The sequence below is a fragment of the Verrucosispora sp. WMMD703 genome, assembly GCF_049178935.1.
In the GTDB taxonomy this organism is placed as follows: domain Bacteria; phylum Actinomycetota; class Actinomycetes; order Mycobacteriales; family Micromonosporaceae; genus Micromonospora; species Micromonospora sediminimaris.
In genome coordinates this window covers 5,844,256-5,859,548 of sequence record NZ_JBMHMM010000004.1, presented here as the reverse complement: position 1 = coordinate 5,859,548, position 15,293 = coordinate 5,844,256, and the positions used below count along the sequence as shown (strand labels likewise).

At 69.6% G+C, this 15,293-nt stretch carries 11 protein-coding genes and 1 pseudogene; 9 read left to right on the top strand and 3 right to left on the bottom strand.

What is annotated here, in order from left to right; translation table 11 throughout:
* Positions 1-112 precede the first annotated feature (112 nt).
* Both ACN26Z_RS27160 and ACN26Z_RS27155 read right to left on the bottom strand, forming a co-directional pair.
* Positions 113-295, bottom strand: a pseudogene (locus ACN26Z_RS27160) (hypothetical protein); the annotation flags it as partial.
* Positions 292-2,106, bottom strand: coding sequence for a PspC domain-containing protein (locus ACN26Z_RS27155; RefSeq protein WP_421463977.1), 1,815 nt, complete (start codon positions 2,104-2,106; stop codon positions 292-294). The gene ACN26Z_RS27155 and the pseudogene ACN26Z_RS27160, both read right to left, overlap by 4 nt.
* A 172-nt stretch (positions 2,107-2,278) precedes the next feature.
* On the opposite strand from ACN26Z_RS27155, the gene ACN26Z_RS27150 reads away from it, so the two are divergent.
* From ACN26Z_RS27150 to ACN26Z_RS27115, 8 genes are all read left to right on the top strand, one after another.
* Complete coding sequence (locus ACN26Z_RS27150; RefSeq protein ID WP_421464735.1) at positions 2,279-3,544, top strand: PspC domain-containing protein; 1,266 nt, start codon at positions 2,279-2,281, stop codon at positions 3,542-3,544.
* Positions 3,544-4,230 (top strand): response regulator, encoded by a 687-nt coding sequence (locus ACN26Z_RS27145; RefSeq protein WP_093405465.1) that lies wholly within the window; start codon positions 3,544-3,546, stop codon positions 4,228-4,230. The genes ACN26Z_RS27150 and ACN26Z_RS27145 overlap by 1 nt, the downstream gene beginning before the upstream one ends.
* 178 nt (positions 4,231-4,408) lie before the next feature.
* Positions 4,409-5,593 carry a thioester domain-containing protein gene (locus ACN26Z_RS27140; RefSeq protein WP_421463975.1) on the top strand — a complete coding sequence of 395 codons (1,185 nt, stop codon included), beginning with the start codon at positions 4,409-4,411 and terminating at the stop codon, positions 5,591-5,593.
* Positions 5,594-6,018: 425 nt separating this feature from the next.
* Positions 6,019-7,653: a peptide ABC transporter substrate-binding protein gene (locus ACN26Z_RS27135; RefSeq protein WP_093404958.1), complete on the top strand. Its 1,635-nt coding sequence runs from the start codon at positions 6,019-6,021 to the stop codon at positions 7,651-7,653.
* Between the two features lie 100 nt (positions 7,654-7,753).
* Positions 7,754-8,815, top strand: coding sequence for an ABC transporter permease (locus ACN26Z_RS27130; RefSeq protein WP_421463973.1), 1,062 nt, complete (start codon positions 7,754-7,756; stop codon positions 8,813-8,815).
* A gap of 72 nt (positions 8,816-8,887) precedes the next feature.
* Positions 8,888-9,823: an ABC transporter permease gene (locus tag ACN26Z_RS27125; protein WP_421463971.1), complete on the top strand. Its 936-nt coding sequence runs from the start codon at positions 8,888-8,890 to the stop codon at positions 9,821-9,823.
* An 85-nt stretch (positions 9,824-9,908) separates the two neighbouring features.
* Positions 9,909-10,946 (top strand): ABC transporter ATP-binding protein, encoded by a 1,038-nt coding sequence (locus ACN26Z_RS27120; RefSeq protein WP_093404964.1) that lies wholly within the window; start codon positions 9,909-9,911, stop codon positions 10,944-10,946.
* Positions 10,939-11,949 carry an ABC transporter ATP-binding protein gene (locus tag ACN26Z_RS27115; protein ID WP_093404968.1) on the top strand — a complete coding sequence of 337 codons (1,011 nt, stop codon included), beginning with the start codon at positions 10,939-10,941 and terminating at the stop codon, positions 11,947-11,949. The genes ACN26Z_RS27120 and ACN26Z_RS27115 overlap by 8 nt, the downstream gene beginning before the upstream one ends.
* A gap of 229 nt (positions 11,950-12,178) precedes the next feature.
* Here ACN26Z_RS27115 and ACN26Z_RS27110 read toward each other — a convergent pair whose 3' ends face one another.
* Positions 12,179-12,538, bottom strand: a complete 360-nt coding sequence (locus tag ACN26Z_RS27110) for a chorismate mutase (protein WP_374224716.1) — start codon at positions 12,536-12,538, stop codon at positions 12,179-12,181.
* 333 nt (positions 12,539-12,871) lie between these two features.
* On the opposite strand from ACN26Z_RS27110, the gene pcrA reads away from it, so the two are divergent.
* Positions 12,872-15,274, top strand: coding sequence for a DNA helicase PcrA (pcrA, locus tag ACN26Z_RS27105; protein ID WP_282236884.1), 2,403 nt, complete (start codon positions 12,872-12,874; stop codon positions 15,272-15,274).
* Positions 15,275-15,293: the final 19 nt, after the last annotated feature.

Sequence of the window (15,293 nt, the reverse complement as noted above, 5' to 3'; positions counted from 1 at the left end):
CGGGACTCACCGGGCCCGGAAGCGGATCGGCGGCGCTCTCCGCGGCGTCCGGTGCGGATTCTTTCCGGCCGGTGTCGTCGGGAGTGTCGGCCGGTGCGGGCCGACCGTTGTATCGGCTGGAACGCAGGGCGCCGATCAGGCCGAGCCCGCCGACCAGGATCAGTCCGCCGGCCAGGAACCAGCCGGCCGGTGGCAGTACGAGACCGAGCACCTGGGCGAGCAGCCACCAGGCGGCGAGGGCGAGAAAGAGCAGCCCGAAGGCGAACGACACCAGGTCGGTGCGGTGGGTCCTCACCGGGTCACCTCCATGTGTCCGGCGTTGACGTGCAGGTTGAGGCGCAGTTTGCCGCCCCCGGCGCCGTCCGGACCCAGATCGACGACGTCAACGGGCCGGTTGTCCATGCCCTGCGTTCGCTGGCCGAGGACGTTCGCGTCACCGGCGGTCACCTGGGTCACCGCCGTGACGTCCACGTTCGGTGGCAGCACCACGGTGGCCTCACCGAAGTTGATGGCGACGGTTATCTCCGTCTCCTGCTGGTCGAAGTCGATCGCCCGCAGGTCGAGCACCGCGTCGCCGAAACTCTGTTCGTACCGGACGGCGAGGTCGCGGTGGCTCGTCGGTGCCCAGGTGACCGCGCCGTCCACCCCGCGTACCCGGTCGTAGGACTCGACGACCGTGACCACGGCCAGGGCGGCGGCGGTCACCAGCCCGAGCGCGATCAGCCAGCGGGCCCGCCCGAACCAGGTACCCACGAGCAGGCCGAGGCCGATCACCGCGAGTGCCGCGGCGAAGTAGGCCGACGCGCCGATCTCGAAGACGTCCAGCAGGTCGAGCACGCCGACCAGCCCCAACGCGACAAAGATCAACGAGAAGGTCACCGCGCCCAGGGCCGATCGTTCCCGTGGCTTGCGGGGCGGCTTCGACTTGGGCGGTGGCGGCGGGGCCACCTTCGGCGGCCCGGCGTAAGGGCCGTGCGGGGCGAACGGGGGACGGTAGGTCGGTGGGGTGACCGCCGGGCCCGCCGCGGCGGCGCTCGTCGGCCATGCCGACGCCGTCGGCAACTGCATGGTTGGCTCCTCAGGCCCGCCCGGCACCGACGGTGCCGAGGGAACGCCGGACGTCGGGCCGGTTGGGTGGAAGACGGGCGGCGCGACCGTCGTGGTCCGGCCGAATTCCGGGTACGCGGCCGGATAGGCGGTCGGCCCGGGATAGCTGACCGGCGGCACCGGACCGGGTGGCGGAGGTGGACTCGCGCCGACACCAGCGTCCGGCGTACCCGGTACGGCCGACTCGGGTCGGGCTTCGCGCTGCTGACGATTCAGCAGCAGCGCGCCGCCGACCAGGATGGCCGCGCCGAGCAGTACCGCGCGGAAGGCGTCGGTGACGACGAAGCCGAAGCCCACCGCCACCACCACGCCGAGGACGATCACGGTGACCGGGGACATGCTGGAACGCCCACGGCCCAGCATGGACTCGATGGGCGAGGCGGTGTCGCCCTCGCCCGGGATGATCAACCAGGCGGCGACGTAGACCAGGATGCCGACACCGCCGAAGAAGCCCAGGACCGCCAACAGCACCCGCCAGAGCACGGGGTCGGTGTTGGTGGCTCGACCGACGGCAGCACAGACGCCCGCCAGGTAGCGGCCCTCGCGTGGCCGGACCAGCCCGTACCGCGAGGTGAAGCCGGCGCCGCCGAACGGCCCGCCCGGGCCGCCTCCCGGCGGCGGCGCACCGGCCCCGCCCCACCACCCTGGCCCGCCGGGTCGGCCCGGTCCGCCCGGCCCCCCCGGTCCGCCCGGCCCCCCGGGTCCGCCCGGCCCCCCGGGTCCGCCCGGCCCCCCGGGTCCGCCCGGCCCCCCCGGCCCGGCGGACGGTGGCGCGGTGTGCCATGCCGTTCCGCCGGTGGGCGGTGGCGCGGCGGCAACGGGCGGCGGTGCGTCGTCCCACGCCGCTCCACCGGTGGGCGCCCGCCCGTCGGCCGGTGCGGCCGGGCCGTCCGCCTCGGCACCGGGGGATTCGGGTACGGCCGGCCCGGTGGCCGCCGGAGGCGTCGACTCCGGTTCGGTCGGCCCCGGCCGGTGCGGCTGGGCAGCGTCGTCGGTCATGCCTCGATCCTGCTGCGCCCGATGCCCGAGCGGCCTCCGGAAGCGACCCTGACCCCACCCTGAGATCCGACCGGCCCGAATGTCGGGGGCGTCCCCGTGGTCGGGCGGCCACGCCGCGTGTGACGATCGGATCGGCGCCGGAAATCCTCGCCTCTCGTCCGGCTCGACCGTCCTGACCAGGGAGCCCGCGATCAGCAGCATCAGTCAACCACCCCGCCTCTACCGCGCCCCGGAGCACCGGATGGCCGCCGGGGTGGCCGCCGGCATCGCCGAGCATCTCGGAGTTCCGGTGGTCCGGGTCCGGATCGCCTTCATGGTGCTGCTCGGGCTGAGCGGGTTGGGTCTGCTGCTCTATGCCGCCTTCTGGGCGGTCGTGCCGCTGCGACCCGGTGACAACGCCGTACCGCCGCGCCGCGATGTCGGCCAGCTGCTGCCCTTCGTGGCCATCGGGCTCGGCGTACTGCTGATCCAGGTGATGGTCTTCGACTCGGTCGGCGCGGCCGGCACGGCGGGCTGGTTGGTCGCCATCATCGCGGTCGGCGCGGGCGTGATCTGGCACCAGTCCGCGCCCGATCGGCGACGGCAGTGGGGCGAGTCGATGCCGGTGCCCTGGCTCGGCGCGGTGATAGAGGAGAGCGACCGGCGGGCCTTCGTGCTGCGCTTCGTCGGGGGCGGGGTGCTGGTCGCGGTCGGCATCATCGGTGTGGCCGCGGTCTACTCCCCGGCGCAGAACCTCGACGCCGTGATCAACGGTGTGATCTTCGCGTCGGTCGGGCTGGCGGGTGTGGGGGTGGTGGCCGCGCCGGTGCTCTGGCGCACCTGGAACCAGCTCCGCTCCGAGCGCGAGGGGCGCATCCGCGAGCAGGAGCGGGCCGAACTGGCGGCCATGGTGCACGACCAGGTGCTGCACACCCTCGCGTTGATCCAGCGCAACGCCAGCGACGTCAAGACGGTGCAGCGGCTCGCCCGGGGCCAGGAGCGCTCGCTGCGCAACTGGCTCTACAAGCCCACCGCGTCACCCACCGAACGCCTCGCCGCCGCGCTGGAGCAGGCCGCGGCCGAGGTGGAGGACACCTTCGCGATCACCGTGGAGGCGGTCGTGGTGGGCGACCGGGAGACCGACGAGCGGGTCGGCGCGCTGGTGGCCGCGGCGCGCGAGGCGCTGGTGAACGCCGCCCGGCACGCCGGGGTGCAGACCGTCTCGCTCTACGCCGAGGTCGAGCCCGAACAGGTAAGTGTCTTCGTACGGGATCGGGGTGTCGGGTTCGATCCGGATACGGTGGAGGACCATCGGCACGGTGTCCGAGGCTCGATCGTCGGGCGGATGAAACGGCACGGTGGCCGGGCGGAGATCCGCTCCCGGCCTGGAGAGGGGACCGAGGTCCGGCTGATCCTGCCGATCGCCCGGGAGTCGGCCACTGCGGAGAGGGACAAATGATGGCCGAGCAGTCGACACCACCGGTCGAGCCGGAGAGCACCGGGCCCGGACGGCTGCGGGTGTTCCTGGTCGACGACCACGCCATGTTCCGAGCCGGGGTACGCGCCGAACTCGGTGCGCACGTCGAGGTGGTGGGCGAGGCGAGCACGGTGGCCGAGGCGGTCAGCCGGATCGCGGCCACCGGACCGGACGTGGTCCTGCTCGACGTGCACATGCCCGACGGTGGTGGGCGGGCGGTGCTGGAGGCGATGCGGCGCAGCCATCCCGAGGTCCGCTTCCTGGCACTCAGCGTCTCCGACGCGGCCGAGGATGTGATCGGGCTGATCCGGGCGGGTGCGCGTGGTTACGTCACCAAGACCATCTCGCCGGACGAGTTGGCCGCGGCGATCCGGCGGGTGGCCGACGGCGACGCGGTGTTCAGCCCGCGCCTGGCCGGTTTCGTACTGGACGCCTTCGCCGCCCGGCCGGACGCCCCGGTCGCCGATCCGGAACTGGACCAGCTGACCAACCGGGAACGCGAGGTGCTGCGGCTGCTCGCCCGGGGGTACGCGTACAAGGAGATCGCCCGGGAGCTTTACATCTCGATCAAGACCGTCGAGACGCACGTCTCGAACGTGCTGCGCAAACTCCAGATGTCCAACCGGTACGAGCTGTCCCGCTGGGCGGCGGACCGGCGTTTGGTATAACCGACCTTCTCGGCATAAGCGGCTAATCAGGCCGCAGGGCGTGACATGTGATCAAGTCGCGGTCAATAATGCCCCTCGCCTTTCCTTGCGTGCGGATGCCGTTCATCCCGCGGGAACGGCGACTCCGGCCACCCGCGCGTACGCGGGTCACTCCCTGCCCGAGAGGTGCACGAAAATCATGATCGGACAACGAGGACGGCGCTGGGCGCGGATCGCGCTCGCGGCCGTCACCGGCGGCGCGCTGGCGCTCGGTGCCGCCGCCCCTGCCGCCGCCGAGGACCCGGCCACCGGCGTGGCGAAGTCGGTGCCGGACAGCACCGTCAAGCTGCTGCTCGACGGCAAGGTCAAGCGGACCTCGGCACTGGCAATCAAGATCGACGGAAAGCAGCTTCCGGCCTTCTGCATCGACTACCACACGAACGTCGCGATCAACGGCAAGTACCAGGAGGGCACCTGGGACGAGTCCCAGGTGAAGAACCTCGCGAAGGTGCAGTGGGTGCTGACCCACGGGTACCCGAACGCCGACTCCGCCGCGCTGCTGGCCGCCGCCGGTGCCACCGTGCCCGCCGGGACGGACGCGAAGGTACGCCGCAACCTGCTCTACTTCGGTACCCAGACCGCCGTGTGGCACTTCAGCGACGGCATCGAACTCGGTGACTGGACCGCCGGGCGTGGCCTGATCAACAAGCAGCGGTACGCAGTGATCAAGAAGGTCCACGACTACCTGGTCGCGAATGCCACCGACCAGCCCGAGCCGAAGGCCGAGCTGAGCATCGATCCGGCCACCGCCACCGCGAAGGTCGGGGAGAAGGCCGGTCCGTTCACCGTGACGGGGCCGGCGGGTGAGATCACGCTGGCCGTCACCGGCGGGTCGGCGGTCGACGCCGAGGGCGCGCCCGTGACCACGACCGACAACGGCGGCCAGTTCTGGCTCACGACCGAGGAAGCCGGCGAGGTCAGCGTGACCGCGTCCGCCGCCGACTCGGTCTCCTTCGGCCGGGTGTTCCTCTACACCGGGCCCAAGGCGGCGCAGAAGCTGATCCTGGGCGGCAGCACCGGCGCCACGGTGACCGCCGAGGCGAAGGCCACCTTCACGGCGCCGCAGCCGAGCCCCGAGCCGACGACGCCGGAGCCGACGCCGTCCACCCCGACGGAGTCCCCGTCGCCGGAGCCGACGCCGAGCACTCCCGAGGAGTCGCCGGCGAGTCCCGCCCCGTCCACCTCGCCGGCCTCGAACGACGGTGGTCTGCCGCTGACCGGTGCGCCGATCGTCACCGCGATCGCCGCCGGCCTGGTGCTCCTGGTCGCCGGTGCGGTCACCGTCCTGGTGCTGCGTCGTCGCAGGATCCACTTCACGGCCTGATCACCACGCCGCGACACCACGTCCGACCCCGGATTCCGCAGCAACGCGGGATTCGGGGTCGGACCGCTTTTGGGGGGCAGGAGTCCGTCAGCCGACCAAGACGATCGACCGCTGGTCTGGAATCAGACTCATACTTTCGGATAGGATTGCGGAAGGAGTGGCGGGATTCACGTCGATGCTCCGGCGGGTTCGCGGAGTCGTCGGGCCCGCGTCATCCGACGGTCGGCCGAGCGTGGAAATGTGGTTGACGAGCAGCTCATACCATGCCTCCGACGCGCCGGAGTGGTGCCTGTGGGTCGATGTCGGCACCGTCCCGGGCGGGTATCGGGTTGATAACACGCCTTCCCGCCTGGGCGCATCGGGTGTCACAGTTGCAGGCACCTCACAACCCCCTCGTGAGCCGAGCGCCCTGAGGAGGCACTCCCATGCGCGGGAAATTCCTGAAGGTGGCGGTCGCGGCGACCGCCACCGCCATGTTGGCTACCGCCTGTAGCAGCGGTGGCGACGACAACGAGCCGGCCGGCGAGTCCGGCGGCACGCTGCGGGTGTACAACGCCGAGCCGGCGTTCCTGACCCCGTCCGGCGGCGACGACGAGCCGTCGTTGTACGTGATCCGTCAGCTGTACCGCGGTCTGGTCAAGTACAACGCCGAGACCTCGGCGGTCGAGATGGACCTGGCCGAGTCGGTCGAGTCGACCGACCAGAAGCTGTGGACGATCAAGCTCAAGAGCGGCTACACCTTCGACAACGGTGAGCCGGTCAACGCCGACGCGTTCCTCCGGTCGTGGAACTACGCCGCTTATGGGCCGAACGCCCAGAACAACGGCTACTTCATGAAGCGGATCGCCGGTAAGGCGGACGTGGCGCCGGCGGACCCGGACGGCGAGGGCCCGAAGAAGGCTCCGGAGCCGACCGCCGAGACCATGTCGGGTCTCAAGAAGGTCGACGACCTGACCTTCACCGTCGAGCTCGACGCGCCGTTCTCCGGTTTCCCGACCACGATCGGTTACCCGGGCTTCTTCCCGATGGCCCAGGCCTGCGTCGACGACATCGCGAAGTGCAACGAGACGCCGATCGGCAACGGCCCCTACAAGATCGATGGCAGCTGGCAGCACAACGTCGCCATCAACCTGGTCCGTAGCGACACCTGGAAGGGTGAGCCGGGCAAGCCGGACCGCATCGAGTACCGGATCTTCGCCGACATCGACGCCGGCTACGCCGCCTTCCAGGCGGGCGAGCTGGACGTGCTCTACACGCTGCCCCCGGCCCGCTACAAGGAGGCCCAGGCGCAGTACGGCGACCGGATGTACGAGCAGCCGGGTGACAGCTTCACCTACGTCGGTATGCCGCTGTACCAGGACGCCTTCAAGGACAAGCGGATCCGTCAGGCGCTGTCGCTGTCGATCGACCGTCAGTCGATCATCGACGCGGTCTTCGACGGCCGGTTCACCCCGGCGACCGGCTACGTGGCCCCGACCTTCGAGGGTGCTCGCGAGGGCGTCTGCAAGTACTGCACCAAGGACGTCGAGAAGGCCAAGCAGCTGCTCGCCGAGGCTGGCGGCTGGCCGGCCGGTGAGAAGCTGATCCTGTGGGCCAACGCCGGTGCCGGCCACGACCTGTGGCTGCAGGCGGTTGGTGACCAGATCAAGGAGGCCCTGGGCATCGACTACGAGCTCAAGGTCAACCTGCAGTTCGCCGAGTACCTGGAGACCGCGGACCAGAAGAAGTTCACCGGTGGGTTCCGCCTCGGCTGGGGTCCGGACTACCCGTTCATGGAGACCTTCCTCTACCCGCTGTACGGCACCGGTGCCGGCAGCAACAACTCGGGCTACACCAACCCGGAGTTCGACGCTCTGATGAAGGAGGGTGACTCGGCCGACTCGATCCAGGCCGCGATCCCGTCCTACCAGAAGGCGGAGGACATCCTCGGCGAGGACCTGCCGGTCATCCCGATGTGGTTCAACAAGGTTGGCGCGGTCTACAGCGAGAACGTCGACCAGTTCGTCTGGAACGCCGTCTCGGATGCCGACTACGGTGCGATTTCGCTGAAGCAGAACTGAGCTTCAGACTCCTGATCCTGCCGTAATACGACGTGGCGGCAACGGTGACCCCAACAGGGTGATCGTTGCCGCCACGTCAGCGCCGAGAGGAGACCCCGTCATGGGGCGCTACGTCATTCGACGGTTGCTCCAGTTCATCCCCACCGTGCTGGGCACCATGTTCCTACTGCACTACATGACCTCGCTGGCGATCCAGTTCAGCGGGAACCCGGTCCGGGCGCTGTTCGGGGACCGGACGCCGCCGCCCGCGCTGCTCCAGGCGATCACCGAGCGGCTCGGCTATGGTGACCCCTGCCTGGACAAGCGGGGCGACCCTTGCCTCTGGCGTGAGGCGGAAAGCGGCAGCGGCTGGTTGGGCACCGGCTACGAGCCGGGATTGTTCTTCGACCGGCTGGGCAACATCTTCTTCCACTTCGACTTCGGCATCAACCTGCGCCAGCGGGAGGTCACCGACCTGGTCGCCGATGCCATTCCGTTCACCCTCAAGCTGCTGGTCATCGCGATCGTGTTCGAGGCGGTCGTCGGCATCGCAGCGGGTGTGCTTGCCGGTCTGCGCGGGGGTAGCTTCACCGACTACCTGGTAAAGATCAGCACGGTCTTCGTCATCTCGGTGCCGATCTTCGTGTTGGGCGTGGTGGTCCGGGAGTTCGTCGGGGTCAAGTTCGGCAACGTGCTGCGGGGCCAGGACTGGATCCCGGACGTGATCGCGTCCGGCATGTTCAGCCCCGGCTTCAAGCCCGACTATCCGTTCGCAAGCCTGATCATTCCCGGCATGGTGCTCGGCGCGGTCTCGCTCGCTACCACCGCCCGGCTCACCCGGACCAGCATCATGGAGAACATCCGTGCTGACTACGTCCGTACCGCCAAGGCCAAGGGGCTGACCAACAAGCGCGTCATCGGCGTGCACACGCTCCGCAACTCGCTGATCCCCGTGATCACCTTCCTCGGCGTCGACATCGGCGCCGCGATGGCCGGCGCGGTCGTCACCGAGACGATCTTCAACGTGCCGGGCATCGGCCGGCTGGTGACGATGTCGGCGCGTACCGGTGAGTCCTCGGTGGTGGTCGGCGTGGTGACCATGCTGGTGCTGGTCGTCCTGTTGGCCAACCTGCTGGTCGACCTGCTCTATGCCGTGCTCGACCCGAGGATCCGCTATGAGTGACCGAATCACGGTGGCGGACGTAGGTCTTCCGACCGTTCCTGATGGCCGGGTGGAGCGAAACGAGGTGTGGACATGAGTGACCTGACGAGCGCGGGCACCGCCGTCGGCGGTGCGCCGGTGGCCGGTGACGGCCCTACGCCTGACGCGCCGGGCGGCAAGGAGCGCAACGCGAGCCTGTGGGCGGATGCCCGTCGGCAGCTGCTGCGCGACCCGGTCTTCGTGATCGCCTGCCTGTACATCCTCATGGTCGGCTCGATGGCGCTCTTCCCGAAGCTTTGGACCAGCCAGGACCCGCGGGCGTGCAGCACCGACAGGTCCCGGGTCGCGCCGAGCTGGGACCACCCCTTCGGCTTCGACATCCTGGGTTGCGACTACTACTCGCACGCAATCTACGGTGCCCGCCCGTCGATGGTGATCGCGGTGATGGCGACCAGCGGCATCGTGGTGTTCGGTGGGGTGCTCGGCCTGCTCGCCGGCTACTACGGCGGCTGGGTCGACGCGATCATCTCCCGGGTGATGGACATCTTCTTCTCGCTGCCGTTCCTGCTCGGCGCGATCGTGTTCCTCACCGTGATCAAGCGGCAGAACATCTGGACCATCACCGCGGTGCTGTTCCTACTGGCCTGGCCGACCATCGCCCGGATCATCCGGGGCAGCGTCATCTCGTCGAAGGACCTGGACTACGTGCACGCCGCGAAGGCGGTCGGCGCCCGCAACTCCCGGTTGATGTTCCGGCACATCCTGCCGAACGCGATCGCCCCGATGCTTGTGTACGCCACCATCGTGCTCGGCTCGTTCGTCGCCGCCGAGGCCACGTTGACCTTCCTCGGTGTGGGGCTCCAGCCGCCCGCGCAGTCCTGGGGCATCATGATCAGCGCTCACCAGGTCTACTTCCTGGACGACCCGTGGCTGCTGCTCTTCCCCTGTGGTCTGCTGGTCGGCACGGTGCTGTCCTTCATCCTCATGGGTGACGCGCTGCGTGACGCCCTCGACCCGAAGTTCCGGTGAGTCCGATGAGCGAGTCTCAGCGAGCGAATCATCAGCACAGGGCGACGGTGCCTCATGAGGGCACGGAGCGAAGCGGAGTGCCGGCATGAGCACTGATGTGAACGTCAAGATGGAGGCGCTGGCGGGCGTGGACCCGGATGCGCTGCCGCTGCAGGTCAAGGACCTGCACGTGGAGTTCCGCACCCGCAACGGCATCGCTCACGCCGTGAACGGCGTGAGCTTCGACCTGCGAGCGGGTGAGACCCGGGCGATCCTCGGCGAGTCCGGCTGCGGCAAGAGCGTGACCGCTCAGGCGATCATGGGCATCCTGGACACCCCACCCGGCTTCATCACCGGCGGTGAGATCCTCTACCGGGGCGTCGACCTGCTCAAGCTGCCGGAGTCGGAGCGCCGCAAGGTGCGGGCGAACCGGATCGCGATGATCTTCCAGGACGCGCTCTCCGCGTTGAACCCGGTCTTCACCGTCGGTTTCCAGCTGGCCGAGCTGTTCCGCAAGCACCGGGGCATGTCCCGGCAGGACGCCAAGGCCCGTGCCGTCGAGCTGCTGGACCTGGTGAAGATTCCGGCGGCGAAGCAGCGGGTGAACGACTACCCGCACCAGTTCTCGGGTGGTATGCGGCAGCGCGTCATGATCGCGATGGCGTTGGCGCTCGACCCCGAGGTGCTGATCGCCGACGAGCCGACCACCGCGCTGGACGTGACCGTGCAGGCGCAGATCATGGCGCTGCTCGCCGAGTTGCAGCGGGAACGGAACATGGGCCTGGTGCTGATCACCCACGACATGGGTGTGGTGGCCGACGTGGCGGACCGGATCTCGGTGATGTACGCCGGCCGGGTCATCGAGGAAGCCGGCGTGAACGACATCTACGCCAGCCCCGCCCACCCGTACACCAAGGGTCTGCTGGAGTCGATCCCGCGTCTGGACCTCAAGGGTCACGAGCTCAGTGCCATCAAGGGCCTGCCGCCGATGCTTACCAACATCCCGCCGGGCTGCGCCTTCAACCCCCGGTGCGGGTACGCGCAGGAGGTCTGCCGGAAGGACCCGGCGCCGCCGCTGTACCAGGTGTCGCCGAGCCGGACGGCCGCCTGCCACTTCTGGAAGGAGGTCAAGGGCGATGAGTGATGTGGTGCTGGAAACCCGCGACCTGGTCAAGCACTTCCCGCTGACCCGGGGCATCGTCTTCAAGAAGCAGTACGGTGCGGTGCAGGCGGTCGACGGGGTCAACCTGCAACTGCGGCGCGGCGAGACGCTGGGCATCGTGGGCGAGTCCGGCTGCGGCAAGTCGACGTTGGCCCGGCTGCTGGTGGGGCTGGAGACGCCGACCTCCGGCGACCTGTTCGTGCAGGGCAAGAACATGTCAAACGTCGGCGCCGAGGAACGACGTCGGGGCCGGCGCAACATCCAGCTGGTGATGCAGGACCCGTACACCTCGCTCAACCCGCGGATGACCGTCGGCGACATCATCGGCGAGCCCTTCGAGGTGCACCCGGACGTGCTACCGAAGGGCAAGCGGCGGGCCAGGGTGCAGGAGCTGCTCGATCTGGTCGGTCTCAACCCGGACCACATCACCCGGTACCCGCACCAGTTCTCCGGCGGTCAGCGGCAGCGCATCGGCATCGCCCGGGCGCTGGCGCTCAACCCGGAGATCATCCTGTGTGACGAGCCGGTCTCCGCGCTGGACGTCTCCATCCAGGCCCAGGTGATCAACCTGCTGGAGAAGCTCCAGAAGGAGCTCGGGCTGTCGTACATCTTCATCGCCCACGACCTGTCGGTGGTCCGGCACATCGCCGACCGGGTCGCGGTCATGTACCTCGGCAAGATCATCGAGATCGGCACCGAGGACGAGATCTACGACAACCCGACCCACCCGTACACGCAGGCACTGCTGTCGGCGGTGCCGGTGCCGGATCCGAAGCTGCGTGGGCATCGGGATCAGATCGTGTTGACCGGTGACGTGCCGTCGCCGGCCAATCCGCCCTCGGGCTGCCGGTTCCGTACCCGGTGCTGGAAGGCCCAGGACATCTGCGCCGAGCAGGTGCCGCTGCTGGAGGTCCGCGACAGTTCGGGCCACCCGAGCGCCTGCCACTTCGCTGAGGTACGCGACGTGGTGCACGCGTCGGAGTAGCCCCACAGACGCCGCCGCTCCCGTCCATCCGTACCGGAAGCAGCGGTGAAGGTAGTGCCTCCTCAGTGATTCGGGGCGTCGGCCGTCACCAGCAGCCGGCGCCCCGGTCCACATCCTGCAACACCCACCCACCCAGCCCCAGGTTGATCAAGAAGTTTGCGTCTGGAACAGCGCGAACGCAGACGCAAACTTCTTGATCAACGGGGCGGTCGGGGGGTGGGGGTGGGGGTTAGAGGGGGCCGCGGCCGGCGCGGAGCAGGAGTAGGGCGAGTTGGGTGCCGTCTGCGCCCAGGGCCGACCGGAACCGCTCCAGGATCTCCTGCTCGCGGGAGAGGACGAGCCGGGTACCGCCCGAGGCCATCCGGGTCGCACCGACCTCCCGGGAGAGCGCGGCCCGCTCCTGCCACAACTCGATCAGCGCTCGGTCGATCTCGTCGATCCGCACCCGGATCTCGGCGATTCGGCTCGCGGCGTCCGGCTCGGCGGTGCCCGTGGCGGGGGTGCCCCCCTCCGGCCCGGTGGCACCGGCGCCGTTCGAGATCGTGCCGGACCCGGTCGCGCCGCCGTTCTGCTCCATCACGTCTGTCATCTTCAGGTACCCCTCGCGGTGTGGTGCCCGTTGCCCGGATTCCGGGACGCGAAAAGCCCCGGGCTCCGAGAGCCCGGGGCTTTTCGTAGGTCTGATCGATCAGGCGCGACCTACGGCTGCCGGACTCCCGGAGCCGTAGTAAAAGTAGAAGCGCTTGTCGAACACGCTGCCGAGTATGCCGCCGGACCGGGTCGGCGCGCAAGGAAAGGCCGGGGAAGGCTCTCATCCGCTCACCTGTCGGGAAGAATCCCTCCCGCCGGTGCTGCCGGGTCACGCCACCGGGCGGTGCCGTCGGCGGGCGATGTCCGGCCGGCGGCATAGACTCGCCGTGCGATGCATCCTCTCTTCGACATCCCCGCGTCCCCGCCCGAGCCCGAGCCTGCCCGGGCGCTGCAGCCTCATCGGCCCGCGCCCGGCCGCCTCGACCCAACGCAGCTGGTGGAGGGACTCAACGGCCCGCAGCGGGACGCGGTCACCCATGCGGGCTCGCCGCTGCTGATCGTGGCCGGCGCCGGGTCCGGCAAGACCCGCGTGCTGACCCACCGGATCGCGTACCTGCTCGCGGCGCGGGACGTGCATCCCGGCGAGATCATCGCGATCACCTTCACCAACAAGGCCGCCGGCGAGATGAAGGACCGGGTCACCGCCCTGGTCGGCCCACGGGCCCGGCTGATGTGGGTCTCCACGTTCCACTCCGCCTGCGTACGGATCCTGCGTGCCGAGCACGAGCAGGCCGGCCTGAAGTCCACGTTCTCGATCTACGACGCGGACGACTCCCGCCGGCTGATGCAGCTCGTCGCCCGGGAGCTCGACCTGGACCCGAAGCGGTATCCGGCGCGGGGCCTGGCCGCCCAGGTCTCGAACCTCAAGAACGAGCTTGTCGACCCGGAGACGTTCGCCGCGCGGGCCAGCGGCCCCAACGAACGCGCCCTGGCCGAGGCGTACGCCCTCTATCAGCGGCGGCTCCGCGAGGCCCACGCGCTCGACTTCGATGACCTGATCATGACGACGGTGCATCTGCTCCAGTCGCATCCGCACGTCGCGGAGAGCTACCGCCGTCGTTTCCGGCATGTGCTGGTCGACGAGTACCAGGACACCAACCACGCGCAGTACGTCCTGATCAAGGAGTTGGTCTCCGGCACCGAGGGCCTCGACCCGGCGGAGCTGTGCGTGGTCGGCGACGCGGACCAGTCCATCTACGCCTTCCGGGGCGCGACGATCCGCAACATCCTGGAGTTCGAGCGCGACTTCACAAACGCCCGCACCATCCTGCTGGAGCAGAACTACCGCTCCACGCAGACCATCCTGAACGCCGCGAACGCGGTGATCGACCGCAACACGTCTCGCAAGCCGAAGCGATTGTGGAGCGACGCCGGCCAGGGTGAACCGATCGTCGCGTACGTCGCCGACACCGAGCACGCCGAGGCGGACTGGGTGGCCCGGGAGATCGACAGGTTGGTCGACGACGGGGAGACGCGTCCGGGCGACGTGGCGGTCTTCTACCGCACCAACGCCCAGTCCCGGGTCTTCGAGGAGGTGTTCATCCGTCTCGGTCTGCCGTACAAGGTCGTCGGCGGGGTGCGCTTCTACGAGCGCAAGGAGGTCCGGGACGCCCTGGCCTACCTGCGCTCGGTGGTCAACGACGACGATACGGTCAGCCTGCGGCGAATCCTGAACACCCCGCGCCGGGGCATCGGCGATCGCGCCGAGGCCTGTGTGGAGGCGCTGGCCAGCCGGGACCGGATCTCCTTCGGTGCCGCGTTGCGGCGCGCCGGTGACGCGCCGGGGATCTCGACCCGGGCGGCCAACGGCATCGCCGACTTCGTGGCGCTGCTCGACTCCGCCCGTGAGCTGGCCGTCGACGGCACCCCGGAGGAGGTGCTGGAGGCGGTGCTGACCCGTTCGGGTTACCTGACCGAGCTGGAGGAGAGCCTCGACCCGCAGGACGCCGGCCGGGTCGACAACCTCCAGGAACTGGTCAGCGTCGCGCGCGAGTACACCGAGCGGATCGAGGCGACCGGCGCGGAGGGGGAGCGGGCCACCCTGGCCGGTTTCCTGGAGCAGGTCGCGCTGGTCGCCGACGCCGACCAGGTGCCCACCGACGACCCCGAGCATCAGGGTGTGGTCACCCTGATGACCCTGCACACCGCCAAGGGCCTGGAGTTTCCCGTGGTGTTCCTGACCGGCCTGGAGGACGGCGTCTTCCCGCACCTGCGCTCGCTCGGCGACACCCGGGAGTTGGAGGAGGAGCGTCGGCTGGCGTACGTCGGCATCACCCGCGCTCGGCAGCGGCTCTACCTCTCCCGGGCGGTGACCCGCTCGGCGTGGGGCCAGCCGTCCTACAACCCGCCGTCCCGATTCGTCGAGGAGCTGCCGCCAGAGCTGGTCCGCTGGGAGCGGACCGAGGGCTCGTACACCTCGTGGGGCGGCGGTGGCGGCGGCGTGGGCGGTCGCGCGGAGCGGACCCCCGGCGGTCGCGGTGGGTTTGCCGGCGGCACGCCCCGGGCGGTACAACTGGCCCGCAAGCTCGGGGTGGACGGCAGCCGGCTGGCCACCGCGAGCGAGCTGCCACAGGGGCCGAAGGTCACCGCCGGGGACCGGGTGAACCACCAGCGGTACGGTCTCGGTCGGGTGGTGGCGGTGGAGGGGCACGGCCCGGGTGCCCGGGCACAGATCGACTTCGGTGACCAGACGTTGTGGCTGGTGCTGCGACACGCCCCGATCGAGAAGATCTGACCCGGAAGGACGACCCAGC